The sequence below is a fragment of the Bacillus sp. AFS077874 genome (assembly GCF_002566505.1).
Classification (GTDB): Bacteria; Bacillota; Bacilli; order Bacillales; family Bacillaceae_G; genus Gottfriedia.
The window spans coordinates 481,716-508,056 of record NZ_NUYF01000007.1; the positions used below are offsets into that span (position 1 = coordinate 481,716).

Genomic DNA, 26,341 nt, shown 5'->3' on the forward strand with positions numbered 1-26,341 from the left:
AGGGAGGTTTTTTCTTTGAGTAATCCTTACGAATATTATCCAAATCTTTATCGTGCGGCGCAACCTGCCCAAGGGCAAGGACAACAAACCGGACAGGGGCAAGGATTTGCAGCCCCATCAGGCGGTATGATTACCCAACAAGGTCAAGTTACCACCCCGGCTGGTCTTTTTGAACAATCCTATGTAGAAAATATACTTAGAGCCAATCGCGGGAAAATTGCTACGGTTTATATGACTTTCTCTGGTCACCAACAACAAGTATTTGTAGGGTATATTATGGGAGCTGGACGTGATCATATTGTACTCAGAGATGTAAATACAACCAAAACTTTCATACTGTTGACAATTTACTTAGATTACGTCACATTTGACGAAGAAATAGCATTGCCTTATCAACTTTAAAAAAAAGTGTTCAATATAGTGCAATAATTGCACTTTTATTGAACACTTTTCTTATTTCATTACTGAAATTCCTACTAATATCCAAGCTACTAAAAATGCTAAACCACCTAGTGGAGTAATCGCACCTAATATTTTAATTCCAGATACACTTAATATGTACAAGCTTCCTGAGAATAAGATGATTCCAATTATAGATAACCATCCCGCCCACATTAATTGAGTTGTTGAACCAAATTTATCAATTAAAAATGCAATGATAAATAGTCCACCTGTTTGGAACATTTGATATTGAACAGCTTTTTGCCAAATTTGAAGTGATCTTTCGGAAATTTTCCCCTCAAGTCCATGTGCTCCAAATGCACCTAATGCGATTGCTAAAAATGCAAAAATACTACCAAATAAGAAAAATAGTTTCACTTCTTCTCCCCCTTTATCTTAAAAATCTAATAATGATCCACTTTGTTCCGAGTCATCCAATTTAGGCATAGCAGAAGGTCTGGACATAATAGGCTGACTTGGTATTGATTGTACGATACTACTAGTTACTATATTCTTTGGAACCTCAACATTGCTCTCGTCTTCAAGAAGTAACTCACATAAAGAACGAATACTGGCAATTCTTTCTCGAAGCTGTCCAGGTTTTTGCGTACTTACTTTTGCCTTATGTAACTCATTTTCAATTTGCTGGATTACTTTTTCTACACTGATATTCAGATAAATCACCACCAAACTTTATTAACACAATCCAATAAACCCTATTATACTATGGCTTTTTTCTGAAAGCGAATACCAACCAAATTAAGCACTATTTTAATCGAACGGTGGTATACTAAAAAAGTTAATTTTTAGGAGGTAATATAATTTGAACTATAAAATGATCGTTTTGGATATCGATGACACACTTTTAACGGATCAACATGTTATTTCGCAAAAAACGAAGGAAGCTTTACTCAAAGCTCAAGATATGGGTGTAAAAGTAGTGTTAGCTTCCGGTAGACCAACCTTTGCTATGCATAAGTTAGCTGAGGAACTATTACTACATGATTATGGTAGCTATGTCCTATCATTTAACGGAGGAATCATTACTGACTATCGAACAAAAAATAATGTTTATGAATGTACGCTAACAAAAGAGCAAGCACATGAACTTTATGAGATTAGTAAGAAACATAATGTCTTCGTTCATACATATGTTGAAAATGATATTATTACAGAAAAAGGGAATCAATATACTGATATCGAAGGCCAGCTCACAGGCATGCCTATTAAAGAAGTAAGTAGCTTTACTGAGCATGTTCAAAATGACGTTGTAAAATTGTTAATGTTGGAGGATCCAGAAAAATTAGCTCAAGTTGAAAAAATACTTCAAAAAGAGCTGGAAGGTAAAATTAGTGTCATGCGCTCAAAGCCATTCTTTTTAGAACTAACGAACAGTGAAGTAGATAAAGGTAAAAGTCTAAATCACTTAATTCAAATTTTAGGAATTCGACAAGACGAAGTAATCGCTGTAGGAGATGGATATAATGACCTACCGATGATTAAATTTGCTGGACTAGGCGTTGCGATGGGAAATGCTCCTGAAGAAATTAAGCAACAGGCAGATTATGTCACTTCTACAAATAATGAAGATGGTGTCGCTAAAGTTGTTGAAAAGTTTATATTGAGTAATAATTAATAAACACAAGAAAGGGCTGTCTATTAAGACAACCCTTCTTTAAATCTCATTTATTGATTACTCTACTGTCCAGTCAATCGGTTCTAGTTGAAGTTCTACTAGTTTTTGGTTAATTTGTGAAAATGGTTTACTTCCAAAGAATCCTCTACTAGCTGACAATGGACTTGGATGATGTGATTTTAATATTACGTGTTGGTTACTCGTAATCAATTCTTCTTTAGCTTGAGCATGTTTACCCCATAAAACAAAAATAACCGGACGATCTTGCTTATTTAACTCGGATAAGATCGTATTCGTAAATAGTTCCCACCCTTTATTTTTGTGGGAATTTGGTTCCCCTTCCCGAACAGTTAAAACAGTATTTAATAATAAAATCCCCTGCTTCGCCCACTTAATTAAATAACCGCTCGTTGGTATTTCTAACCCTAAATCGCTATTTAACTCTTTATAAATATTTCTTAAAGAAGGAGGTATTTTTACTCCCGGTAATACTGAAAAACTTAACCCATGCGCTTGACCTGGCTGATGATAAGGATCTTGTCCAATAATCACAACTTTACAATCTTCATATGAACACTCGTTTAAAGCCTGAAATAAATGCTCTTTGGCAGGGTATATTGTTTGTTCCTTGTATTCTTTTTCAAGAAATTGCAATAAATCTTTAAAATACGGTTTTTCAAACTCTGGTTTTAATTTTTCTCTCCAATTTGATGATAGTTGAAGCAATGAAATACCACCTTTCCTGACGAAATTTCCCGAGAAATAGCTCTGTTTTGTTGTTTCTTGTCGTTGTTCGCGATTTTTAATAGATTACTTGAATTAGCAAAATTGCGATGATGATTTGAAAACCTACGATGCTTAATGCATAAAGTGAAAGTGACTTCCCTTGTTTAATGATCATTTTTAGATTTACATTTAAACCTATTGCGGCAAGTGCAATAATTTCAAATAAGTGACTGGTCTTATTTGAAATATTCGCAGCCCAACCTGGTAGCAATCCTAAACTATAAAAAACACAAAGGATGACAAATCCAATTACATACCAAGGAAATTGGATTTTTACTTTTTCAATAGATTCCTCTTCTATGTGTCTTCTTTTTATAGTAGATAAGCTAAAAACTACAAAAACTAAAAAAACTACTCGAATTAGTTTAAATAAAGTGGCATAATTCTTTACTTCATCATTCACTAAACTACCACTAGCAACTACTTGTCCCACTGATTGTAATGTACTTCCGATAAGTGCAGAGGTCGGCAATGTTTCTGAGTGATATAATACAGATGCTATTAAAGGCAGAATAAACATTAAGATTGTTCCCATCATATTTACAAGTGTGACAGCCAGTCCCTTTTCTTCTTGTGTGGCTTGTATAGCTGGGGCTGTTGCGCCAATTGCTGATGAACCGCAAACTGCATTTCCACTTGCCATTAAATAGCTAAAATTCAAACCAAAACCTAATTTTTCGCCTAACCAAATCGTAAAAATGATGACTAAACACATTTGTGTCACGATTAACAAAATTCCTTTTAATCCTAGTAGGCTAATCATTTGAATGCTGATCGTTGCTCCTAATAAAAATATTGAGACCTCTAATAATTTACTTTCTGCAAACTTTCTACCGCCTTCAAAATAAGAATTTAAGTGTACTGTATTACCGACAATCAACCCGATTAATATTGAAAATGTTGCTGCTCCAACCGGCAATATATAAGAAAGTGATTCACTAATAAGTGCAATTAAAAGGCAAAGAACTACCCCCGGAATAGCTTTATAAATATTCCCCATTTTATTCTCCAAGCTTTCATAAAAATATTATTCTATCTATGAATATTATGTAACGAAAAAAGAAATTCGACAAGATTCTTGTCGAATTTCCAAATTTATCAAATCGTAAAATTTAATTTTCATCATAGCTTGAAGCCTCAATAATGTATTGGGGTCTTCTTTTGGTTTCGTAATAGATCTTACCTAAATATTCGCCTAAAACTCCAATCATCAAGATTTGAACTCCGCCAAATAACATAATGAAATTGGAAATGGTATATAAACCAGGAATTCTAATCCCAACTAAAAGAACTTTAAAGCTCATCATAATAAAGATTACAATACTTATACCAATTAATAGTAATCCGACTTTCGTTAACAACCTCAATGGTCTTGTATTAAAGCACAGTATATATTCAATGGATCTTTTTATCGAATCTAGTCTTTTTACTTCTGACTCTTTGTTAATGATTCTTGATGTTATTTCATACTCAATCGTTTTTATTTTGTAACCAATCCAGTTAAAAATACCTTTTGAATAGCGGTTTGATTCAGGCATGCTTAAAATTGCATTTACTACTTTTCTGCTTAACAAACGAAAGTCTGATTCGTTTTGCAAAATATCAGGGTCCACAAATTTTTTAATAACCTTCTCAAAAATGCCTTTTTTTGCTTTTTTTAGAACTGAATTCTCTATTTTTTTCGATGCAACTACATGGTTATACCCCTTTTTGTATTCATCCATCATCTCTAAAATAACATTCGGTGGATGTACAAAGTTTCCATCCATTAGGATGACTACATCGCCTTTTGCATGTTCAAGTCCAGCACAAATTGCTCCCTCTCTTCCGAATCGGCGAGTAAACGAGATATATTTTAAATGACTGCTATGATTTGCAACGACTTGAAGTGCTAGTAGTGTATCATCATCACTTCCGTCGTTTATATAAATAATTTCATAATCTTCTTTAAGTAACTTTACTGTATTTGATAAATTAACGTGAAATCTCTCAAAATTTTCTCCATTGTTATAGCAATATACAACAACTGATAATTTCATACAAAACACCTACTTCTCCTAAAGCTATGAAGATATAACTTTTATCTATGTTATAGCACTTGGCAAAACAGTTCAATGATTTTTATATGAATTTATTTTTTCAAACGACTAATGGATGAGTCTACTCTTCTTGGAAAGATCCGCAATTTTACTTGCTCTTTTATTAATAGTTGCTTTAAGAACTCCCCCCACTATGATTGCAATAATGACAAAAAGAACTAGTATTGGAAGGTCCTTATAAATGGTTTCCCAAACGATCCCACCAGTCGCCTCCCTTAATAAGCTTAATGCATAGGTAAAAGGTAGAAACGGATTTATTTTTTGGAAAAATGGCGGAGTTACTTGAATCGGATAAACTCCTCCCGCTCCAGATATTTGGAGAACCAAAAAGATAATACCGATGCCTTTCCCGATATTACCGAAAACTGAAACAAGCGTATAAACAATAAACGTAAATACAATGCTAATCAATAGTGCAAATAAGATAAAATAACCTTTACTTGCTGCATATGTTCCTAGTATTAGGAAGTTACCGGTAGTCACTACTAATGTCTGTAATACCCCAATAGTTATAAAGGTCAATAGTCTTCCAAAATAAACTTCTCTACTTTTATATGGTTTTTCTTCATGAACTTCAGTAGTTAATAACGATACCATTAATAAAGCTCCTACCCATAACGACAAGGTTGTATAAAAAGGAGTCAAGCCTGTGCCATAATTCGGTATCGGAAACATTCGCTCCTTTTTTATTGCGATTGGGCTGGAATAAAAGTCGCTTACCTTTTCGATATCTGTTCGTAGAAAATTTATTAAATCCTCGATGCTTCCTTTTTCTTTAGCCTTTCTAATCTCATTCGCTATTTTTTTTATTTTCGCTTCAATCATTGGTAACTCATTTACTAATTGTTGTATATCACCCTTTTTGGTTGCTAATAAATTTGATGTGTCCTGGAGTACACCTTTTATTGTAGGTATACTCGTTTTTGCATCAGCCAAAACAGTCTGGGTATTTTTTAATGATTCATTCACTAATCTTGAAGCTTCACTTATTTTTGGCGCTAAATCTTGGTCAAAATTTCCAGTTAGATTGTTTATTTTGTTATTTATACTTGCCGCGCTCTCATTCATTTTTTGAAGTAAATCATTCGGTACACCGTTTCCACTTTGTATTGCACTTTTTAATTGAGCATTCTCATTTTGAATCATCATTAAATCTGATTCTAAATCTTTTAATGAACTTACATCTTTACTAAAATCTGCTTTAGTACCTAAGTTACTAAACGATTGAAGAACTTGATTTAAAGAAGTAACCATATTTCTTGAATTCGGTAGTACTTTTCCGATATCATTCGATAGCCTCATGGATTCGTCTTGACTAATCGTTTGATTCTGTAATTGTGATAAAGTACTTTGTATAACAACAGACTGGTTCTGGAGTAGGTTAAGTGTCTCTTTAATAAAAGGAGTTGAATCTTGAATTGCTTTGTTAATTTGATTAAAAAACCCACTTAAGCTAGCCGTTAATTTTTCACCATTTGCTACGTTGTTATTAATCAATTCCATGTCTTTTTTTGTAGATTTAATAATACTCTGTACTTTTTTATAGTCATTTAAGGCTGTATTCACAGTTGTCTTTATTTCGGGTAAATCTTTTTCAAGCTTAAAAACCATTTGCTCAAATTTTTTTATTTCAGGTAAATTTGCTTGTAAATCTATTCCTATTTTATTAAATTCCTGCAATACTTCCTTACTTACGGTCTTTTCAAATTTCTTTGTAATCTCACTCCCAATACCGGTTGCACCTTTTTCAGTATATTTAGGCGCAACAATATTTAGTTTTTCGTTAACTTGATAAACTAGTTCCGGTTTTTGAGGATGATCTGTTAAAACTGTGCTAATTTTAGTTGAAAAATCATTCGGAATTAAAATACTAGCGTAATATTTTCCTTGTTTAACGCCTTCATTTGCGACTTTTTTACTTGTAAATCTCCAGCCTAAAGAAGGATTTTGTTTTAAAGAATGTATTACTTCGTTACCGATATTAATTTTATTGTTTAAGACAGTAGCACCACGATCCTCATTTACTATTGCAATTTTTAAACCCTTTGTATTGCCGTACGGATCCCAAGAAGACTTTATGTTAAACCATGCATACATTGAGGGCATGATAATTAAACCAATGATAATCATCAATGCAGCCCAATTTGTTACAACCCGCTTTACATCACGAAAATAGATTTCAAATATTGAACTCACCTATAACTCACCTAATCTTAATTTTTAAATAGTATGCAATAAATAATGCCTAACTATTCTTAAAGGCAAGAATGGGAGTTGGGATAAAGAAAAGGGAAAATAAAAAAGACTTTCACTAAAATTAGCGAATGTCTTTTCTGATCAAACACTTTAATTTACTTTGTTTCATCTACATTATTCATTATCTAGTTTCTGCAGTTACTCCCATCTAAATGTACGTGCAGCGATTAAGAAGCTTACGACCATCCAGACACATAACCAACCGAAATCTGGAAGTAAATCACCAAATGATGCTCCGACATTCATGATGTCACGCATTGCGGTTGATAAATGCGTAATTGGAATTGTCTTTATAATCGGTTGTAAATATTCGGGCATATTATTTACAGGGAAAAATACTCCACCTAAAAACATTAGTGGGAACGAAATGAAGCCTGCAATTGGTCCAGCACTTTCTGGACTTTTCGCTAAACTTGCTATAATAAATCCAATGCTCATAAATGTTAATGTACCTAATACTACTAACAATACTACTAATAGGAATGATCCTCGAATACTTACGTCGAATCCAAAGTAGCCAATTAAAATTGTTAAGATGGCTTGTAAACTATTCAATATTAGCCTTGCTGTAATTTGCGCGGCAATAAAGGTTGAAGCTCTTAATGTGGTGCCTTGCATTCGTCTTAGTACGCCTCGTTCTCTCCAAGAGGCAATTTGGCCAGCGACACCATTCATATTATTATTCATGATTTGCATTGCAATAATTCCAGGCACTAAAAAGTCTAAATATGAAAGAGTAATACCAGCTACACCTTTAAAGTCTGTTACGATTTTAGGTGTATATCCTGCCATTTGTTTACTAGCGGCATCAACATATGCTGTGATTGTTGCTATTCCACCTTGAAGCTGGCCTGCATTACTTTCATTATAAAGTACTTTTATTTGTGCAGGAGCGGATTTTTGTTTAGTTGTAACTTGATTTTGAAATCCTTTTTTAATGACGATTACAAAATCGGTTTTACCATCAGATAATAATTTCCTAGATTTTAATTCATTTGTTTTTTTATGAATTTTAAGTGACTTTTGTTTCTCTAAAACAGTCGTAATTTGTTTACTAACTTGAGTGTTATCATAATCAATTAGGTTTACTGAATAACTAGTTGTATTCCCATCGTTAAACATTAATCCGAAAATAATCATAAAGAAAAAAGGAAATAATAGTGTCCAAATTAGTGCTTGACGATTACGTACATAAATCCGGAGTTGCGCTAAAGTCAATTGATAATAAGCCTTCATTCTTCACGTAACCCCCTTCCAGTCATATGTAAGAATACGTCCTCAAGAGTCGCAGATCTAGTCGATAAATCCGAAATCGTCATATCTTGTTCTTTTGTATACTCAAGTAAAGCCATTAATGAAGCTTGTAAGTTACGGGTATACAATGTTACGAAATCATGGTTAATCACGACATTCATTACATTGTCTAAGTGTGCGAATTTTTCTTCTTGCTCTGGTACTTTTGTCTTAAATTCAATCGCACTCTCTGCAGAAATTGAACTAACTAGATTATTTGGTGTATCTAATGCAATTAATTTACCTTTATCCATGATACCAATGCGATCTGCTAGTACATGCGCCTCATCCATATAGTGGGTTGATAAAACGACTGTTTTACCTCGTTCTTTTAGTTTTAAGATGATATCCCACAACGTTCTACGAGCCTGTGGGTCAAGTCCTGTAGTTGGCTCATCTAAAAATATGATTTGAGGATCATGAATTAATGCTAATGCAATCGCTAATCGCTGCTTTTGTCCTCCTGATAATCCTTTTACTAGACTATTTTGTTTTTCAGATAAAAGCATTTCATCGATCAACGGTTGAATCGGGATATGACTTGGATAAAAGCTTGCATACATTTCAATGATTTCTTTTACTTTTAACAGTTCAAATAATGATGTTGATTGGAGTTGAATTCCAATCTCTTGTTTGATTTTATATGAGTCTTTACCAATTACATGCCCTGCAATTGTAGCCGTACCTTCATCTGGTTTTCTTAATCCTACAAGCATTTCCATTGTCGTTGATTTACCAGCTCCATTTGGTCCGAGTAATCCAAATACTTCACCTTTTTCAACTTCAAAACTAATTCCATTTACAGCGTAAAAATCTCCATATCTCTTTTTAAGATTTTCAACTTTAATAATTGAGCCCATTGTTTTTCCTTCACCTCGACTAATGAAATGATTATTTAAAAAGTGCACTATCATTTTTAATTCAGCCTGCTAAGTATATAATGTAAAACTTACTATATTTGTCGAAAGAACTGGTTATTAATAATTTTTAATAAAAATTTACATTTTTTACCAATACGTATTATTCAATGCTACACCTAATATCAAAATTTATTTGTTGCATTTATGAAATATTCATTTACATTTTATAACTTGATTGTAACGTCCATGTTGTCACTTTGTAATACTCATCGGTTACAATATGTTGGACATTATTTTTTAAAAAATTGGCTATGGTTGAAGTTTTTTCTCTTTAAGCGAGCCATAAAAACAAGGTGATAAAATGAAAATAGAACGTGAAAAATGGTTGGATGTTGCCAAAATGATCGGCATCTTTTTGGTTGTTTATGGTCATTCTACAGAAGGTCCGAATTCTATTACATTTATTTACTGGTTCCATATGCCTCTATTTTTTATTATTAGTGGCTACTTATTTAAACCGGTCAATTCAATTAATGAACTCAAATTTTTTATAAAAAAACTAACATGTAGATTGCTTGTACCTTACTGTACGTATTTGGTTTTATTTAGTTTATATAACATGACAATGGAGGTAATAGACGGAACCATTAACCAATCAAATTTATCAAAAGAAGTCCTTTCATTGTTAATTGGTGGTAGATTTATTACTGGAGTCCATGGCGTATTTTGGTATGTGACATGTTTATTTATTACTCAAATATTATTCGCGTTAATTTGTTTATACTTTAAAAAGAATAGTACCCGTCTATTCATCATAATTGCTTGCTACTTGCTTGCACATTTTGAAACAATTAAATTAATTCCACAAATTGGTAAAAATACTTTTAATCAAATTTCGATTCCGTGGAATATGGATGTTGCTCTACTAGCTATTTTCTTTTTAGGGTTAGGATTCTTTACAAAAAAATTGATAGCATCCATTTCTAACTTCCTTGGAATATTTTGTATTGCGCTTAGCATCGTTTATATGACCTTATATGAGATGAATAAATTAGACTACCATCTAAGCCTTAAATATTTAAGATATAACCATTTATTTTTAGATGCCTTAATTCCAATAACAATGACGATTGCCGTACTTTATTTATGTCAAAAGCTAGCAAAACTACAATTTATCCAGCCTTGCACAATCTTTGGTAAAGAATCATTAACAATCATGTACATCCACATTTTTGCGAATGCTGTTTTTTCACAGTTTTTCGATTATGGACCGTTATTGTACACAATGATTGGTTTAGCTGTGCCTATGATTGCGAAGAAATTTATTATTGAATCACAACCTACTATAAAACCATTGTTCATTGGTTTAAATGTAAAGCGAAAACAACATTTAAAAGTAAGAACTGCATAAAAAAAATAGCCCTAGGGGCTATTTTTTTTCACGCTGTTGAAAAACAACCATGTCAATTAAATTATCAAATTTTCGTAAAAGGAGTAGAGTGTTGTTGATTTCCACTACAGGATGCTCGCTTTCCATGGGGCGAGACCTGAGCCTCCTCGGCAAGCCTGCGGGGTCTCAGCCTTCCCGCTTATCCCATAGGAGTCGAGCACCCCTCCGTTCCAATCAACTTTATTCAATCAAAAAAAGTCTGCAATAAAAATCTAATCAAATATCCTTTACTTAGAGTATCCTAACAGTTTAATCTCTTTGTAGGTCAATTCAAATGGAACATTAATTAAACTAATCAATTGAATTTGTTTCTCTATAAATTAGCTCATATTATTTTTAACTTCTAAAAAAAATCATTACTAGTATTATTCGAATCATGAAATTGCTCAAACATTTAACCTTTAAAACCATTAATAGATCATCCAAAAAATGATAATTGCGTCATTAAATAGATTAAATGTTCATTTAATGACCATTTACCCTATTGACCATTTTATATTTCAACACTCTGAAAAAAAATAGCCCTAGGGGCTATTTTTTTATTTTAATGTAGCAACAGCTGCATCTGAACCTCTTTGAATTGAGCCAGTTGCTGTAACTTTAATTGTTTCTAGCGCATCTCCATTTGTAAAAATAACTGGAGTAATTGTGCTTTTTGCATTTTCTTTTATATAGTCAATATTGAATGTTAATAAATGATCTCCAGCATTAACTTTTTGTCCTTCTGTTATATGAGCATCGAAACCTTCACCATTTAGTTTAACTGTTTCTAGTCCAACATGAATTAAGATTTCAACACCTTCATTTGAACGGATTCCAATAGCGTGTTTCGTATGGAATACTTGTACGATTTCTCCATCAAAAGGAGCTACTACAACACCTTCTGAAGGTGTAATAGCAAATCCATCACCCATCATTTTTTCTGCAAATACAGGATCTGGTACTTCAGATAGTGGATGTATTTCTCCAGTTAATGGCGCTTTAATGATAACATCCTTAGTTGCTTCTTTAGTTACAGGAGCAGATCCTTGTTGTTGTTCTTCCTCTAAACCGAACATTTTTTTTAATTTGTTAAACATAATACTCACCTTTTCTTTAATTTAGATTCCAGTCTTATCATTATCTTTTCAGAAAAAATAATACTAATTATCCTAACAGAAAAAATACTTTTATGCTAAAGAAAAGATGAACTTTTATTGAATTATTAACAAAACTGTATCATTTTTACAATAAAAGACATAAATAACCTCTAATGGTTCATTAATTAGCTAGTTCTAAAAATTGGTTATACATATGATAAAATGATGGTGCATAAATATTTGTCCCATACAATTAATAGATAGGAGCGATTAGATGTCTGAAATGGTTCCATTAGTTTTCTCACTTCAAAACAAAAAGATTACGATCATCGGTGGAGGAAAAATCGCTTTTCGAAAAGCAAAAGCATTTATAAAAAGTGGTGCTACGATTACGATTATTAGTCCTCAATTATGTGATGAATTTAAACAGTTACCAACAATAAAATGGATAAATAAGTATTTTGAAAAAGCTGATCTAACTGGAGCTCACATCGTTATTGCAGCTACTGACGATAAAAATATAAATACATTCGTCAAAGATTGTACATCTGATTTCCAATGGTTTAATGATGTAAGTGATCAAAATAATAGTGATTTCCATACACCGGCAGTGGTTCGTAGAGGAGACCTTATTGTGTCAGTCTCAACTTCAGGTAAAAGTCCAGTCCTATCCAAAAAGATAAAAAAGGAACTGGACACTTATTTTGACGATCATTATAGTAATGTCGTGGACGAATATGCTATTGAACGAAAAAAACCAGTCATAGAGTAAACTCATATGACTGGTTAGGAGTGCAGGGTCTTTAGCCTTTATTGTTTTTTCAGCTTTGCTAAGGCTTCTGCAAATGGGTTATTAAATGGTTCATCATCTTGTTTGTTCTGTTGCTTCAAATATTTTTGAACGTCTTTTTTAGAAACTTTACTATTTTTTTCTTTCGAACGTCGATCTTTAAAAGTAGAAAGTTTTTCTCTATGTCCACATGCACATGCAAAAATTTGACCTTCTCCTTCGCCTCTTAGCTCTAAACGTTTGAAGCAATTAGGACATCTGGCGTTAGTTGACTGTGAAATTGTTTTACGATGACCACATTCCCTGTCCTGGCAAACTAACATTTTTCCACGTTTACCGTTTACTTCTAGCATAAGCTTTCCGCAGTCGGGACATTTAGTGCTAGTCATGTTATCATGCTTAAATTTTTGTTCAGTTTGTTTTATTTCTTTCACAGCATCTGAAGAAAAACTAATCATTTCACTCATAAATTTAGATTTAGCTAATTTACCTTTGGAGATCGCTTGAAGCTTCTGCTCCCACTCGGCTGTTAGGGCTGGTGACTTCAAGGCTTCTGGAACAAGGTTTAATAATTGTTTGCCTTTATTTGTGATGAAAATATCTTTTCCCTTTTTTTCAATTAAAAAGCTACTGAAAAGCTTTTCAATAATATCCGCTCTAGTTGCAACTGTTCCCAATCCGCCTGTTTCACCTATTGTCTTCTTTAAATCATTACTATTGCCAGACATAAAATGGACTGGGTTTTCCATTGCACTTAAAAGTGTTGCTTCATTAAAGTATGCTGGTGGTTTCGTATGCCCTTTAGTTTCAATAACTTTAGCGATTTCAAAACGCTCATTTTCGTTAATAATTGGTAATCGTTGATCCTCTGTACTCTCAAGATCATCTTCGTCTTTAAAGACTTCTTTCCAACCCAGTGAAATAACCCTTTTACCTTTCGCAACAAATACCTCGTTATCAATTTCTGCGATAACTTTTTCTTGTTCATATACGTACGGAGGTAGTAAGACTGCTAAAAATCTTCTTACGATAAGATCATATATTTTAAATTCTTTTGAAGAAAGTTCACTTATTATAGGTGCCTGCTCTGTTGGTATAATCGCATGGTGATCTGAAACCTTATTGTCATCTACAAATGATTTATTTACTTTAATCGGTTGATTCGTTAACTTCATAATGATTTTTCCATAAGGTTTTATGTTACATGCTAATAAACGTTCTTTTAATGTATCAACTAAATCTGATGATAAGTATCTAGAATCAGTTCGTGGATACGTAACAACTTTATGGTGCTCATATAGCTTTTGCATGATGGATAATGTCTCTTTAGGTGAAAAGTTGAATCGTTTATTCGCTTCTCTTTGGAGCTCAGTTAAATCATAAAGCTGCGGAGCAAAAGATTTTTTTTCAGCAGTCGAAACTTCCTTAATCTTTAGCTGTTTTCCTTTTATCGCTCCAATAATTTTTTGTAATTCATCAGTCGTTTTAATTTTTTGGTCATTGGACTTACGATTTTGCCACGTAAAAGTTACATTATTTGCTAATACTTGTAAACCATAATAAGTTTGTTGCTTAAATTCTTTTATTTCCTTTTCACGCTCTAAAATCATCGAAAGTGTCGGAGTTTGAACCCTACCGCATGAAAGTTGAGCATTATGCTTACAAGTAAGTGCTCTTGTTGCATTAATCCCCACGATCCAATCTGCCTCAGCTCTTGCTACAGCAGAAAGATATAGATTTTCATATTCCTTACCACTGCGTAAGTTTTCAAAGCCTTTTTTTACAGCCTGATCTGTTGCAGAAGAAATCCACAATCTTTTAATTGGTTTATTAACCTTAGCCAATTGAAGTATCCATCTTGCAACAAGCTCACCTTCTCGCCCTGCATCTGTTGCAATAACGATATCAGAAACATCTTTTCTTAATAATTGAGTTTTTACAGCTTGAAATTGCTTGCCTGTCTTTTTAATAACAACAAGCTTTAATTTATCTGGAATCATTGGTAAATCTTCTAAATTCCATGACTTATATTTATTATCATATCCCTCCGGATCAGCCAAAGTCACAAGATGCCCTAATGCCCAGGTCACAATATACTTTTTACCTTCTAAAAAACCGTTACCTTTTTGATTGCACCCTAGCACTTTAGCTATATCTCTAGCAACTGAAGGCTTTTCCGCTAATACTACTGTTTTGCTCATATCATACTCCTTAGTTTATTTACAATTTTCTTATTAACTAACTTTAACATTAAGAACAGGGGAAAGGGAAGTGAACCGAATATAATCAAGGAAAACCTAAATTACAGGATTAGAGAGTGAGAACAAGTTATATGAATATAACATCTTAAAATTACATTAATTCTACAAAATTTTCTATTTTCTCTTTTATTCTACCTAATTTCACTATATTCCCTGTTCTTCCTGTTTTTTCAACAAATGTTCTTTTTTTGCTGAAAATTGACGTTTTATTTTACTAAGAAAACAAAGGAATTCACTCTCCATATGGCAAATTTAGTAATTAATTCCATATAATAAGGAGAGAGACAATGATTAATAAGATTGTATCAGTAATTTTAGGGGTATTTTTAGTACTATTACCCACAGCCAACGCGACTTCTTTTTCACAAAGTTTTAGTGATGATGAATTATCAAATTATATAGATAATCTAAATTTAAACACTACTGAAGCCACATTTGGACAATCTATTGAAGTTGGATTAACGACTAAAGAACATTTCAACAATGTAACTCTCACATTTAAAAACGGGACTAATTTGACGGAAGTTTTACTAAAAAACCTATCGTCTTCAGATCTTTACTATGCTGGAAAAATCGGTGTTACAGCTTCTTTTATAAAAGGTACTTATCAACTAAGTTCAGTTACTCTAGATGATCAAACTCTAGCCGTTTCAGACCAGACGATTAAATTTATGATTAAAGATTTACCAACTCCAAAAATTAACCCAATTACAAATAAATCTACATCCATTACAGGAGCCTTTTTAGCAAACAGTAGCGTCCAAATTTTCAACAATAATAAACTTGTAAGCACTGTACAAACGGATGCAAAAGGTAATTTTCAATTCAATACTAAACCTCTAAAAGAATTTACTAAAATAAATGCAGTTGGTGTTTCAATTGGATTAAAAAGTAAAACTGCTACATCATATGTTTCAGATGTAATCGCACCTTCTATCACTTCCATACCTTCAATATCAGATCAATCACAAAGCATATCAGGTAAATCGGAACCGAATGCTGATATTCTCATTTACTTAAACAAGAAAGTATTAGCAAAAGGTAAAGTTAACTCAGCAGGTAAGTTTACTATTAAAATGGCGAAGCAAAAGGCAAACACAGTTCTTCAAGTCGTTGCAGTTGATAAGAGTAAAAACCAAAGTAAACCTGTTTCAATTCGTGTGTTAGATCGTACTGCACCATCAGCACCTACAATCCAAACGGTTAAAGAAAATGCCACTGTCATTAGTGGAAAAACAGAACCTAATGCTTCCGTTAAACTATATCTAAGCGGTAAATATACAGCTAAAACGGCTGCAACAAAGAATGGTAGTTATACTTTTAAGGTCAGTAAATTAAAAGTATTTACTCCTATAAAGGTACAATCAATTGATGCTGCTGGAAATCAAAGTAAGCCTTCATTTACTGAGGCAAAGAGCTCCCAACCTCTTTCGAATGGGCAGCTAATTATTGTTAATACAAAAACAAATAAACTTTCATATTATAACAAGGGAAAACTAGTAAAAACATTTAGTGTAGCAACAGGAAAAGCCTCCTCGCCTACACCTACTGGAAAGTTTAAAATCTTAAACAAGATTAAAAATAGACCTTGGTATAAGGAAAATATTCCTGGTGGAGCTCCAAATAATCCACTAGGTAAAAGATGGATGGGCTTAAGTATGGGTAGTTCCCCAGGAAACTCATATGGAATACACGGAAATGCTAATGAGAGCTCAATTGGTAAATCAGTTAGTCACGGCTGTATTCGAATGCATAACAGTGAGATTGAATGGTTATTCGATCAAATAAATGTTGGAACGACAGTTATTATTGCAAAATCTTCTAGTACAAATGGGCAGATTGCTCACTCATATGGAATAGCGATCGCGTAAAAAGCAAACCTTCCCGGTTTGCTTTTTTTATAGTTTAATAGATTGTTCTTTCGTTTTTCTAATAGCATTCTTTTCACTTTTCACTGATAATATTTAGTAAAAAGGAAATAGTTAGAAAGGGGTAATTTTATTTTGAAGAGGTATCTACCTATACTTATTTTGTTTTTTGGTATTCTCTATATCTTTTTTATTCCTTCAGAGCCTGTAAGCATAAAAATACTATTTAAGCTTATTCCAATGGTGTTGATTATTAGTTATGCCTTTTCACAAATTCCTTATCAATCAACTAAATATCGCGCTCTTATACTTTTAGGTCTTATTTTTTGTATGATTGGTGACGGAACGTTAATATGGTTTGTTGTCGGTTTAAGTGCTTTTCTAATTGGGCATTTGTTTTACGCTGCTGGTTTTATATCAGGATGGAAATTTTCAATTTATCGTGTACTATCAATTATTCCAATTGCAATTTATGCGTTTTTTCTATGCTCTAATTTAGTAAGCTCTTTAAACGAAAATGGTCAGGAAAATTTAGTTATTCCGGTAATAGCCTATTCAGTTGCAATTTCAATGATGGCATTTACTGCCTTAATGACTGGAAACAAATGGGCTATTTTGGGGAGCCTATTATTTATCATTTCAGATTCGATCTTATCGTGGGACCTATTTGTAGAAAGCGTTAAATTTGGTCACGAATTAATCATGATCACCTACTACTCAGCACAGTTTTTAATCGCTAAAAGCATTTTAAATAGAAATAGAGTTGCGTAATATTTTACTTTCAAATTAAGAAAGAACTACAATATAAATATAGCCTCTTTTCACTAAAAACAAAAAATGAAAGCGCATTACATACAGATTATGAAATGTAAAAAAGGAGATTTTCATATGAAAAATGAGTTAATTAATCGTTTAATTAGTTATGCAAAAGTTGATACACAATCAAATGCAAGTAGTGAAACATGCCCTTCTACACCTGGCCAATTAACTTTGGGCCGCATGCTAGTGGAAGAGTTAAACAAAATTGGATTAGTTGACGTAACAATGGATGACAATGGTTATGTAATGGCTACACTTCCGGCAAATTCCGACAAAGATATTCCGACAATTGGATTTTTAGCACATTTAGACACGGCGACAGACTTTACGGGAAAAAATGTTAACCCTCAGCTAGTTGAAAACTATGATGGAAATGACATCGTTTTAAATGAAAGTTTAAATGTTGTATTATCACCAAGTCATTCGCCAGAGTTAACTAAATATGTAGGTCATACATTAATGACTACTGATGGGACAACATTACTTGGTGCAGATAATAAGGCTGGAATCGCTGAAATTATGACTGCGATGGAGTATTTAGTTCAACATCCTGAAATCAAACACGGCAAAATAAGAGTCGCATTTACACCAGATGAAGAGATCGGTAGAGGCCCACATAAATTTGATGTAAAAGCATTTGATGCTAAATATGCTTACACAATGGACGGTGGTCCACTAGGAGAGCTTCAATACGAGAGCTTTAATGCTGCAGGTGCAATGATTACAGTAAAAGGTAAAAATGTGCACCCAGGTACTGCTAAAGGTAAAATGATAAATTCTATGAAAATTGCCATGGAAATAAATAATTTATTACCTGTAGAAGAAGCGCCAGAATCAACTGAAGGTTACGAAGGCTTTTATCATCTAGTATCAATTGAAGGTGATGTAGAGTTAACAAAAATGCACTACATTATTAGAGATCATGATAAAACAAAATTTGCTAATCGAAAAGAGACATTGTCGAATATTGTAAATCAATTAAAAGAAACACATGGTGAAAACAGCATTATTTTAGAGTTAAAAGACCAATACTATAATATGGGTGAGAAAATCTTACCTGTTAAAGAGGTTGTTGATATTGCTCACAAGGCAATGACAAACCTAGAAATTACACCAATTGTAGAACCAATTCGTGGGGGTACAGATGGCTCTCAGCTTTCATATATGGGACTACCTACTCCAAATATTTTTACAGGTGGAGAAAACTACCACGGCAAATTTGAATACATTTCAATCGACAATATGATTAAAGCAACGAATGTTATGATTGAAGTGATTAAATTATATGAACAAAAAGCAACTTCAAAGTAAAAAAGTAGGACTGACATCTATCTGTCAGTCCATTTTTTCACTTAATTTTACGAATGAATACGACCTTTAAATAGTTACCCTCTTTAAACTGTTTAGTTGTTTTAAAATCATTAGGTAGGCTGAATTCTTCCATTAATTTATATTGCCCGCCTAATTCTTTAAACGCTGTGTCAATAAACCCTTTAAATTTATTCATTCCAAAAGTACTACAGTTCGTTGAAGCAACAATTACACCATCATTTTCTGTAATCGTAATCGCTTCTTTCAACAGGTTCTTATAGTCCTTTTCGGCACTAAAAGTATGTTTTTTAGATCTTGCAAAGCTAGGTGGATCTAAAATAACCATATCAAATGAAAGGTTCTTTTTAACTGCATATTTAAAGTAATGAAATACATCCTCAACGACTATGCTCTGTGTAGCAGGGTCAATTCCATTAATTTTAAATTGTTCTTTTGTTTTATCTAGGCTCCGATTTGCTAAGTCAACACTAGTAGTCTTACTTGCCCCTCCAACAGCTGCAAAGACTGAGAATGCCCCTGTATAAGAGAAAGTATTTAAAACTGTTTTATCGTAAGCATATTTATCTCTAATTAGTTTTCTAACTTCACGTTGATCCAAAAATACCCCTACCATTGCGCCATCATTTAAATAAATAGCGAAATTAACTCCATTTTCCTTTACGATAATAGGAAATTGACCTCTTTCCCCCATCACAAAATCATCTTCTTCAATATACTGCCCTTTTGTATCAAAGCGCTTTTTCTGATAAATCCCTTTGAATTCGACAATATTCTTTATTGCTTGAATAACCCAATCTTTGAATTGATAGATTCCTTCGCTATACCAACTAATCAAATAAAATCCATCAAAAAAATCAATTGTTAACCCACCAATCCCATCGCCTTCTCCATTAAATACTCTAAATGCTGTCGTATCAGAGCTATTGTAAAAATGTTGGCGGTCTTCAATTGCTTGTTTAATTTTATCTTCAAAGAACTTAGGTCCAATCTTTTCATGCTCCTTCAGGCTAAGAATCCAACCTAAACCTTTATTTTGCTTTCCATAGTAACCCTTTCCAATAAAACCATTGCGTTCATCTATTAGATTAATTATTGTTCCTTCATTAATGAAATCTTTACTATTCACGATCGATTCTTTTGAAATTAGTGGATACCCGTTTTTATAATCTTTTACAAACTTTTGTTTAATTTTTAGATTCATTTCTTTATCCATAAGCCCATCCATTCATTCTCTTTTTTACTCATTATTTCCATATTTTTTATATTGTGACCCTTTTAGATAAATTGTTGTTTTAAGTAATCTCTTTATTTTCCTGGGAATACCTACTAAATCTATTTGTTATAGCTTGTTTGGAGACATTATTTCCAGATGAAGATCGCGAATTTTATCTAAAAAACATTATAAAAGGCATCGGTGTAAACCTAGTTCACTCGAATTTTTATGGTACTAATGAGTTATTCGTTTATTTCCTTTATAAACCTGATTAAGCATAGTATACACTTGAATTAATAGCAATTTTTAGCTTAGAAATAATAAAAAAACCTTATCCAATTGAATAAGGTTTTTATTTCATTCATTAACCTGTTGAATTCTCCTTGCAAAATCAACAAATTTGAACTTATCAGGGCGATGTCTCGATTGACCGTATTGTAATAGAGAACCATCATCTAAATAGACGAAAGTATTTACAACTACTACCATATCATAGCCATCTAAATCTAAATATTTTTGGTCATCTTCTGTGCAAGCTTGTACTACAATTTCTTTTTTCGCAAAGCCAATATTTAAGTGTAGAGTATTTTCTATATAGTCAAAAATTGACCCTTCGCAGATTGATCTTGAAAGTTTTTCGACATATGAACTATTGTAATACTCTTTGTCTAAAATTATTTTTTTCCCGTTGATTTTTCGAGCCCTAACCACTTTCCAAATAGCTGTTTGGTCATCTATTTCTAGTTGTTCTTTTATAAATTTACTAGGCCACTTCTTTTCAAGAATTTCTACAATCGTTTCTGCTTCTCTACCAATTTGGTTTGATAATTCTTTAAAACTAATTAAACCTGTTACTGGGAAATTTAATTTTGCAGTGTCTAAAATAAACGAACCTTTACCTTTGACTTTATTTATATAACCGTTTTGCTCAAGCATTTGTAATGATTTTCTAATTGTATCTCTAGAAACATCAAATTGCTCCATTAATGACTTTTCAGAAGGTATTTTACTACCAACAGTAAAAGCCCCTTTTTCAATCTGTTCAATTAACTTATGATAGATTGAAATATACTTTGCGTTCATTTTCATCACCTAGAAAAATTTTATTATATTCTCACATTTTTCTCAAGAAGGTAACAAATAGACTCATATGGGCGCAACGTTAATTCGGTTAAATTCTGACTTGAATCATTATAATTTGAAATTAATATTTGCTTGTCATATTCCTCAATAGCAATATCTTCTGGTAATTTAAAAAGAGTATCTTCACCATAAAAATTATTAACGACTAACAACATTTGATTATCCAGCTTACGAGTGTATGCAAAGATTTGTTCATGATTTAGTAATAAAGAATCATACATACCTGTCGAAATAATGTCGAATGTTTTTCTTAAATTAATTAGTTTTTTATAATGATGAAACACTGAATCTTCATCAACTAGAGACTTTTCAACATTTATTTGTTCGTAATCTTTTCCTGTTGAAATCCAAGGTGTCCCAGTTGTAAATCCTGCATGTATTGAATCATTCCATTGCATAGGCGTACGAGAATTATCCCTTGATTTGCTCTTTAAAATGGCTAATATTTCTCTTTCTGGAACCCCATTTTCTTTTAATATTTTATAATAATTTAAACTTTCTACATCTCGATAGTCTTCAATTGAGTCAAATTTAGGATTAGGCATTCCAATTTCTTCACCTTGGTAAATATATGGAGTTCCCCTTAATAAATGCATTGACGTAGCAAGCATTTTGGCTGATTCTTTATGATATTTTTGATCGTTTCCAATTCGTGAAACAATACGCGGTTGATCATGGTTACACCAAAATAAGGCGTTCCATCCAGTTCCTGATTGCATACCTTTTTGCCACGAATCCAGAATTGACTTAAGTGACATAAAATCAAAATCCATTAATGACCATTTTTGCCCATCTTTATAGTCAATTTTTAAATGATGAAAGCTAAAAACCATCGATAACTCATTCTCAGACGGATTTGAGTATCGAATACAATGGTCGATTGAAGTTGAAGACATTTCACCGACAGTAATGATTTCTTCGTTCTTACCAAAGGTCTCATTATTTAATTTCTTTAAATACTCATGAATTCGAGGTCCGTCTGTATAATATTTTCTGCCGTCACCTGTTTCGTCATCAACCATAACTTCTGGCTTAGATATCAGATTAATTACATCCAAACGAAATCCTTTTACTCCTTTATCAATCCAGAAATTAACGATATCGAATATTTCGTTTTGCACCTCAACATTTTCCCAGTTTAAATCTGGTTGGGTTTTATCAAAGAGATGCAGATAATATTCATTTGAATTCTCAACTTTTGCCCAAGTTGAACCACCAAATTTGGAGATCCAATTCGTTGGCTCTTTTCCATCCTTTTCTTCTCTAAAAATATAATAATTTTTATATTTTTCATTTCCATCGAGGGCTTTCTTAAACCACTCATGTTCTGATGAAGTATGATTAAATACCATATCCAGCATTATTTCTATATCACAACGTTTTGCAGCCTTCACCAGTTCATCAAAATCTTCCATTGTTCCGTATGCTGGATCAATATTTCGGTAGTCCGCGACATCATAACCATTATCATTTTGAGGAGATACATAAAATGGAGTAAGCCAAATGTAGTCAACACCTAATTCTTTTAAATAATCAAGCTTTTTTGTAACTCCTCTTAAGTCTCCAAAGCCATCTCCATTCGAATCATAAAAAGACTTAGGATAAATTTGGTATACGACACTGTTCTTAAAATCCTTCATTGTGATAATCTCCTTGATTTATAAATAAATTCGAAAGGAAGGAAAATAAATTTCCTTCCCCTTAAATAATTATGAGTTTTTCACTAGCAGTTTTTTCTTGTTAAAGATAATCGTTAAAATGAATGGTACAACGACTGCAACTAGCATAGCGATTGAAAACATACCAAAATGCTTAGGCTGAATAGATAAAATTGCAGGAAGACCTCCAACACCAATTGAATTCGCCATTACACCTGAACCAACTGAAACAATAGCAGCTATACCAGAGCCAATCATGGCAGCTAAGAATGGATAAGCATACTTTAAGTTAATACCAAACATTGCTGGCTCTGTAACCCCTAAGAAACAAGAGATAGCAGCAGGAATTGATACTTGCTTTTCTTCTTCATTCTTTCTATTCAAATAAATAATTGCTAAAACAGCTGAGCCTTGTGCGATATTTGATAAAGCGATCATCGGCCACAGATTCGTTCCGTGAAGCTGACTCATTAGTTGAAGATCGATTGCGTTTGTCATATGATGCAATCCAGTTATAACTAGTGGTGCATAGAAGAATCCAAAAACTAAGGCAAATAGCCATCCAAATGAAGACGTTAATCCTGAATAGACTAAATGTGAGATAACTGAACCGATTTTCCAACCAATCGGACCTAATACTACATGTGCAATTAACACTGTTGGTACTAGTGCAAAGAACGGTACCACAATCATTGAAATTGCACTTGGCACGATTTTTCGAAGATTTGTCTCTAAAATCGCTAAAGTGAAACCGGCTAAAATCGCTGGAATAACTTGCGCTTGATAACCAATCATATCGATTTTAGCAAAACCAAAGTCCCAAACTGGTGGTACAGCCCCACCTGCTACTGCGTATGCATTTAGTAGTTGTGGTGAAACAAGTGTAATACCTAAAACAATCCCTAGAATTTGAGTCGTACCCATTTTCTTTGTAATTGACCATGTAATACCAACTGGTAAGAAATGAAAAATGGCTTCACCGATCAACCATAAAAAAGAATGTGTACCTGCCCAAAATTGAGAGGTTTCGACAAGTGTTTTAGTACCATGATCTAGTAGTTTAATATCCCCAATTATGTTACGGAATCCTAAGATTAGACCCCCTACAACAATAGCTGGAATTAATGGTGAGAAGATTTCCGCTAAGTGAGCAAGTATTCTTTGAATCCATGTCATATTTTGCCTTGCAGCTATTTTAGCTTCATCTTTTGAAGTTTCCTCTACCCCAGCTAATTTTACAAATTCATTATAAAAAATAGATACTTCATTACCGATAATTACTTGAAATTGCCCGGCTTGCGTAAAAGTACCTTTAACTATTTTAATTTCTTGAATCATTTTTTCATCAGCTTTTTTAACGTCTTTCAGCACAAAACGCATTCGTGTTGCACAATGAGTTACTGTAGCGATGTTTTCTTTACCACCAATGTACTGAAGTAATTGTTTTGCTTCATCACTAAATCGGCTCATGATATCCCCTCCTCGAGCAATCTATTCTTTATTTAATAATGTTTAAATTCATCCTGTACGTACAAGATTAGTATATTCTTGTACGTACAGGATTGCAAGCGTTTTTTGTAAACGTTCTCACTTCTTATTAATTTCCATGGAAATTGCTAATCAAATTACTAATAAACTTATTAGACTAGTAGCGCATTTTTTCCGAATAAGCAGTATAACGTCTCAAACTCAAGTTCTTGGCCTCAATTTAAAACAACTGTCCTTCATCTAAGTGAAAATTACTATAACCAAGTACTAGCAGACTATACTTTATTTAAGGATTAAAGTCATACTGGAAAGGTACAATCAGGAAGGGTTTATACTATTTATTTTTGAATGTGCCATAAATCATTTTGAGGAATAAAAAACCGTTTAATGCTTATCTGTTCCCAGGTAGAGCATTAAACGGTTTTTAGTTTTTATTAAATAGTTTCCTCTGTAAAGTGATCAAATACGATACATCCAGCTCCTTGTGCAACGATGTTATACGCTGTTGATGATTTAATGATTTGAACAGGACTGTTTGGATAATTTTTCAATCTTCCTTTTGCTGTTTCGCATGCCACATCAAAGAATAATGGCTTTGGAACTAATGTACCTCCACAAATTACAATATCAGGGCGTACGATGTAAATAAGATTAGTCAGTCCAATTCCAAAGTAATTAGCCGCCTCTTTTATGACCTCTAAACAAAGTGGATCTTCCATCTCTAAAGCTTCAAGAATTTGATGATAGCTAATATTTTCGACATCGTTTACTTCAACCATCAAAGAAGTAATCTCACCGCGCTTAACTCGTTTGATTACCTCTTCTCGAATCGCAGGTAAACTACTGTACGCTTGAAGACAACCATATGAACCACATGAACAAAGTTTTCCATGAATATCAACGATCATATGTCCAAAAGCATCGTCCATTTCGTTCTTATTACTTATTAATTTACCTTGTTGAATAATTCCACAACGGATTCCCATATCACTCGAAACAAAAACAATATTTTCGTTTTCTTTACTGAAATTTAGTCTGTACTCTGCTAGGGCAGCTAAATTTGTACCATTATTTAATAATACAGGGCAATGATTAGCTTCTTCTAAGTGCCTAACAATATTTAAATCGTCCCATCCATCTGCTAAAAATGATCCAGATTTAATCATTACGCCCTTTTCTTGATCAATTTGGTCTAACACTCCAATACCAATACCTAATAATTGTTCTCTATTAATCTTATTTTGATTTAATAATTCACTTACACTTTTGGTTACAAAATTTAAAGTGTATTCTCCAGTACTCATGTTGCTCATTTTTAATTTTTTTGATTCGACTATTGTTAGATTTAAGTCAAGCAATAGTACTGTTGTAAATAAATTTGTGATTTCGACACCGACTAAGTAAAAAGCAGTTGGGTTAATCACATACATTGCTGGTCTCCTTCCACCACTAGAAACCCCTAAACCACTGTCGTATATAAGTCCTTCCTGCACTAATTCATCTAATAACCGAACACAAGTAGTATGCTTATACCCCGTCATTTCAGTTAATGTATTAACTTTAATTGGCCCTAATTTTCGTATTAAGCTATATAAAAGCTTTAAACTTTTGATTTTAGGCGACTGATAGCCTATAAATTGCCTGATCATTGACTCCTCCAAAACTCTTATCTTATTTTATATCTATTTAACTTTTTATATTTTATGAATTAAGTATAGCTATTTATACACTATTTTACAGCATTTTAAGTAAAAATGAATAAACTTTTTACCAAAATGATTTTTAGTCTGTTTACAAGTAGTGAGTTATCCATTAGACTTATGGTGAAAGCATTATTATTTATTAGAATTCTTATTACAATCCCTATCG

Annotated in this window: 22 protein-coding genes; 7 read left to right on the forward strand and 15 right to left on the reverse strand. The window is 32.8% G+C overall.

Translation table 11 applies throughout. The features are described 5' to 3' along the window. Nucleotides 1-15: 15 nt before the first annotated feature. Nucleotides 16-402, forward strand: coding sequence for a spore coat protein GerQ (gerQ, locus tag COJ46_RS08345; protein WP_286133486.1), 387 nt, complete (start codon nucleotides 16-18; stop codon nucleotides 400-402). Nucleotides 403-453: 51 nt separating this feature from the next. Here gerQ and COJ46_RS08350 read toward each other — a convergent pair whose 3' ends face one another. Together COJ46_RS08350 and COJ46_RS08355 are read right to left on the reverse strand one after the other, a co-directional pair. Continuing rightward, nucleotides 454-819 (reverse strand): DUF423 domain-containing protein, encoded by a 366-nt coding sequence (locus COJ46_RS08350; RefSeq protein WP_097974814.1) that lies wholly within the window; start codon nucleotides 817-819, stop codon nucleotides 454-456. 18 nt (nucleotides 820-837) lie between these two features. Further along, complete coding sequence (locus COJ46_RS08355; RefSeq protein WP_141437768.1) at nucleotides 838-1,125, reverse strand: YwdI family protein; 288 nt, start codon at nucleotides 1,123-1,125, stop codon at nucleotides 838-840. Nucleotides 1,126-1,264: 139 nt separating this feature from the next. Here COJ46_RS08355 and COJ46_RS08360 point away from each other — a divergent pair, with 139 nt between their 5' ends. Continuing rightward, complete coding sequence (locus COJ46_RS08360) at nucleotides 1,265-2,077, forward strand: Cof-type HAD-IIB family hydrolase (protein ID WP_097974810.1); 813 nt, start codon at nucleotides 1,265-1,267, stop codon at nucleotides 2,075-2,077. 57 nt (nucleotides 2,078-2,134) lie between these two features. Here COJ46_RS08360 and COJ46_RS08365 read toward each other — a convergent pair whose 3' ends face one another. From COJ46_RS08365 to COJ46_RS08390, 6 genes are all read right to left on the reverse strand, one after another. Next, the gene (locus COJ46_RS08365; RefSeq protein ID WP_097974809.1) at nucleotides 2,135-2,803 is read right to left on the reverse strand and encodes a uracil-DNA glycosylase; all 669 of its coding nucleotides are present in this window, start codon (nucleotides 2,801-2,803) and stop codon (nucleotides 2,135-2,137) included. Nucleotides 2,804-2,879: 76 nt separating this feature from the next. Beyond that, nucleotides 2,880-3,863 carry a YeiH family protein gene (locus COJ46_RS08370; RefSeq protein ID WP_097974807.1) on the reverse strand — a complete coding sequence of 328 codons (984 nt, stop codon included), beginning with the start codon at nucleotides 3,861-3,863 and terminating at the stop codon, nucleotides 2,880-2,882. A gap of 112 nt (nucleotides 3,864-3,975) precedes the next feature. Then, nucleotides 3,976-4,902 (reverse strand): glycosyltransferase family 2 protein, encoded by a 927-nt coding sequence (locus COJ46_RS08375; protein WP_097974805.1) that lies wholly within the window; start codon nucleotides 4,900-4,902, stop codon nucleotides 3,976-3,978. Between the two features lie 108 nt (nucleotides 4,903-5,010). Then, nucleotides 5,011-7,158 (reverse strand): YhgE/Pip domain-containing protein, encoded by a 2,148-nt coding sequence (locus COJ46_RS08380; protein WP_097974803.1) that lies wholly within the window; start codon nucleotides 7,156-7,158, stop codon nucleotides 5,011-5,013. A gap of 198 nt (nucleotides 7,159-7,356) precedes the next feature. Beyond that, a complete protein-coding gene (locus tag COJ46_RS08385) occupies nucleotides 7,357-8,454 on the reverse strand; it encodes an ABC transporter permease (protein ID WP_097974801.1) in 1,098 nt (365 codons plus the stop codon). Beyond that, nucleotides 8,451-9,371 (reverse strand): ABC transporter ATP-binding protein, encoded by a 921-nt coding sequence (locus COJ46_RS08390; RefSeq protein ID WP_098565821.1) that lies wholly within the window; start codon nucleotides 9,369-9,371, stop codon nucleotides 8,451-8,453. Before COJ46_RS08390 ends, COJ46_RS08385 begins: the two co-directional genes overlap by 4 nt. A 361-nt stretch (nucleotides 9,372-9,732) precedes the next feature. On the opposite strand from COJ46_RS08390, the gene COJ46_RS08395 reads away from it, so the two are divergent. Next, entirely contained in the window at nucleotides 9,733-10,782 is a 1,050-nt protein-coding gene (locus COJ46_RS08395) for an acyltransferase family protein (protein WP_097974798.1), read from the forward strand. Nucleotides 10,783-11,360: 578 nt separating this feature from the next. Here COJ46_RS08395 and COJ46_RS08400 read toward each other — a convergent pair. Continuing rightward, the gene (locus tag COJ46_RS08400; protein WP_335448690.1) at nucleotides 11,361-11,900 is read right to left on the reverse strand and encodes a PTS sugar transporter subunit IIA; all 540 of its coding nucleotides are present in this window, start codon (nucleotides 11,898-11,900) and stop codon (nucleotides 11,361-11,363) included. A gap of 274 nt (nucleotides 11,901-12,174) precedes the next feature. Here COJ46_RS08400 and COJ46_RS08405 point away from each other — a divergent pair, with 274 nt between their 5' ends. Beyond that, entirely contained in the window at nucleotides 12,175-12,672 is a 498-nt protein-coding gene (locus COJ46_RS08405) for a precorrin-2 dehydrogenase/sirohydrochlorin ferrochelatase family protein (RefSeq protein ID WP_097974796.1), read from the forward strand. A gap of 38 nt (nucleotides 12,673-12,710) precedes the next feature. Here the strand turns inward: COJ46_RS08405 and COJ46_RS08410 are convergent, their stop codons facing one another. After that, nucleotides 12,711-14,891 carry a DNA topoisomerase III gene (locus COJ46_RS08410; RefSeq protein WP_097974794.1) on the reverse strand — a complete coding sequence of 727 codons (2,181 nt, stop codon included), beginning with the start codon at nucleotides 14,889-14,891 and terminating at the stop codon, nucleotides 12,711-12,713. Nucleotides 14,892-15,238: 347 nt separating this feature from the next. Here COJ46_RS08410 and COJ46_RS24440 point away from each other — a divergent pair, with 347 nt between their 5' ends. The 3 genes from COJ46_RS24440 (at nucleotide 15,239) to pepT (ending at nucleotide 18,949) form a co-directional block, all read left to right on the forward strand. Beyond that, complete coding sequence (locus tag COJ46_RS24440; protein WP_176522478.1) at nucleotides 15,239-16,822, forward strand: L,D-transpeptidase; 1,584 nt, start codon at nucleotides 15,239-15,241, stop codon at nucleotides 16,820-16,822. 132 nt (nucleotides 16,823-16,954) lie between these two features. Beyond that, nucleotides 16,955-17,590 carry a lysoplasmalogenase gene (locus COJ46_RS08420; RefSeq protein ID WP_097974792.1) on the forward strand — a complete coding sequence of 212 codons (636 nt, stop codon included), beginning with the start codon at nucleotides 16,955-16,957 and terminating at the stop codon, nucleotides 17,588-17,590. 117 nt (nucleotides 17,591-17,707) lie between these two features. After that, on the forward strand, nucleotides 17,708-18,949 hold the full coding sequence (gene pepT, locus COJ46_RS08425; protein WP_098565822.1) for a peptidase T: 1,242 nt from the start codon (nucleotides 17,708-17,710) through the stop codon (nucleotides 18,947-18,949). Nucleotides 18,950-18,986: 37 nt separating this feature from the next. Here the strand turns inward: pepT and COJ46_RS08430 are convergent, their stop codons facing one another. The 5 genes from COJ46_RS08430 to COJ46_RS08450 form a co-directional block, all read right to left on the reverse strand. After that, nucleotides 18,987-20,183 (reverse strand): class I SAM-dependent rRNA methyltransferase, encoded by a 1,197-nt coding sequence (locus COJ46_RS08430; RefSeq protein WP_097975178.1) that lies wholly within the window; start codon nucleotides 20,181-20,183, stop codon nucleotides 18,987-18,989. 357 nt (nucleotides 20,184-20,540) lie between these two features. Then, entirely contained in the window at nucleotides 20,541-21,272 is a 732-nt protein-coding gene (gene treR, locus COJ46_RS08435; protein WP_217993257.1) for a trehalose operon repressor, read from the reverse strand. Nucleotides 21,273-21,289: 17 nt separating this feature from the next. Next, a complete protein-coding gene (gene treC / locus COJ46_RS08440; protein ID WP_097974787.1) occupies nucleotides 21,290-22,966 on the reverse strand; it encodes an alpha,alpha-phosphotrehalase in 1,677 nt (558 codons plus the stop codon). 69 nt (nucleotides 22,967-23,035) lie between these two features. Further along, complete coding sequence (gene treP, locus COJ46_RS08445; protein WP_097974785.1) at nucleotides 23,036-24,454, reverse strand: PTS system trehalose-specific EIIBC component; 1,419 nt, start codon at nucleotides 24,452-24,454, stop codon at nucleotides 23,036-23,038. Between the two features lie 452 nt (nucleotides 24,455-24,906). After that, on the reverse strand, nucleotides 24,907-26,121 hold the full coding sequence (locus COJ46_RS08450) for an ROK family protein (RefSeq protein ID WP_097974784.1): 1,215 nt from the start codon (nucleotides 26,119-26,121) through the stop codon (nucleotides 24,907-24,909). Nucleotides 26,122-26,341 lie beyond the last annotated feature (220 nt).

What these genes read in the sequence shown, in the direction of transcription:
- COJ46_RS08370 (WP_097974807.1), bottom strand. Translation starts at nt 3,863, where the DNA reads ATGGGGAATATTTATAAAGCTATTCCGGGGGTAGTTCTTTGCCTTTTA.
- COJ46_RS08375 (WP_097974805.1), bottom strand. Translation starts at nt 4,902, where the DNA reads ATGAAATTATCAGTTGTTGTATATTGCTATAACAATGGAGAAAATTTT.
- COJ46_RS08385 (WP_097974801.1), bottom strand. Translation starts at nt 8,454, where the DNA reads ATGAAGGCTTATTATCAATTGACTTTAGCGCAACTCCGGATTTATGTA.
- COJ46_RS08390 (WP_098565821.1), bottom strand. Translation starts at nt 9,371, where the DNA reads ATGGGCTCAATTATTAAAGTTGAAAATCTTAAAAAGAGATATGGAGAT.
- COJ46_RS08395 (WP_097974798.1), top strand. Translation starts at nt 9,733, where the DNA reads ATGAAAATAGAACGTGAAAAATGGTTGGATGTTGCCAAAATGATCGGC.
- COJ46_RS08400 (WP_335448690.1), bottom strand. Translation starts at nt 11,900, where the DNA reads ATGTTTAACAAATTAAAAAAAATGTTCGGTTTAGAGGAAGAACAACAA.
- COJ46_RS08405 (WP_097974796.1), top strand. Translation starts at nt 12,175, where the DNA reads ATGTCTGAAATGGTTCCATTAGTTTTCTCACTTCAAAACAAAAAGATT.
- COJ46_RS08410 (WP_097974794.1), bottom strand. Translation starts at nt 14,891, where the DNA reads ATGAGCAAAACAGTAGTATTAGCGGAAAAGCCTTCAGTTGCTAGAGAT.
- COJ46_RS24440 (WP_176522478.1), top strand. Translation starts at nt 15,239, where the DNA reads ATGATTAATAAGATTGTATCAGTAATTTTAGGGGTATTTTTAGTACTA.
- pepT (WP_098565822.1), top strand. Translation starts at nt 17,708, where the DNA reads ATGAAAAATGAGTTAATTAATCGTTTAATTAGTTATGCAAAAGTTGAT.
- COJ46_RS08430 (WP_097975178.1), bottom strand. Translation starts at nt 20,183, where the DNA reads ATGGATAAAGAAATGAATCTAAAAATTAAACAAAAGTTTGTAAAAGAT.
- treR (WP_217993257.1), bottom strand. Translation starts at nt 21,272, where the DNA reads ATGAAAATGAACGCAAAGTATATTTCAATCTATCATAAGTTAATTGAA.
- treC (WP_097974787.1), bottom strand. Translation starts at nt 22,966, where the DNA reads ATGAAGGATTTTAAGAACAGTGTCGTATACCAAATTTATCCTAAGTCT.
- treP (WP_097974785.1), bottom strand. Translation starts at nt 24,454, where the DNA reads ATGAGCCGATTTAGTGATGAAGCAAAACAATTACTTCAGTACATTGGT.
- COJ46_RS08450 (WP_097974784.1), bottom strand. Translation starts at nt 26,121, where the DNA reads ATGATCAGGCAATTTATAGGCTATCAGTCGCCTAAAATCAAAAGTTTA.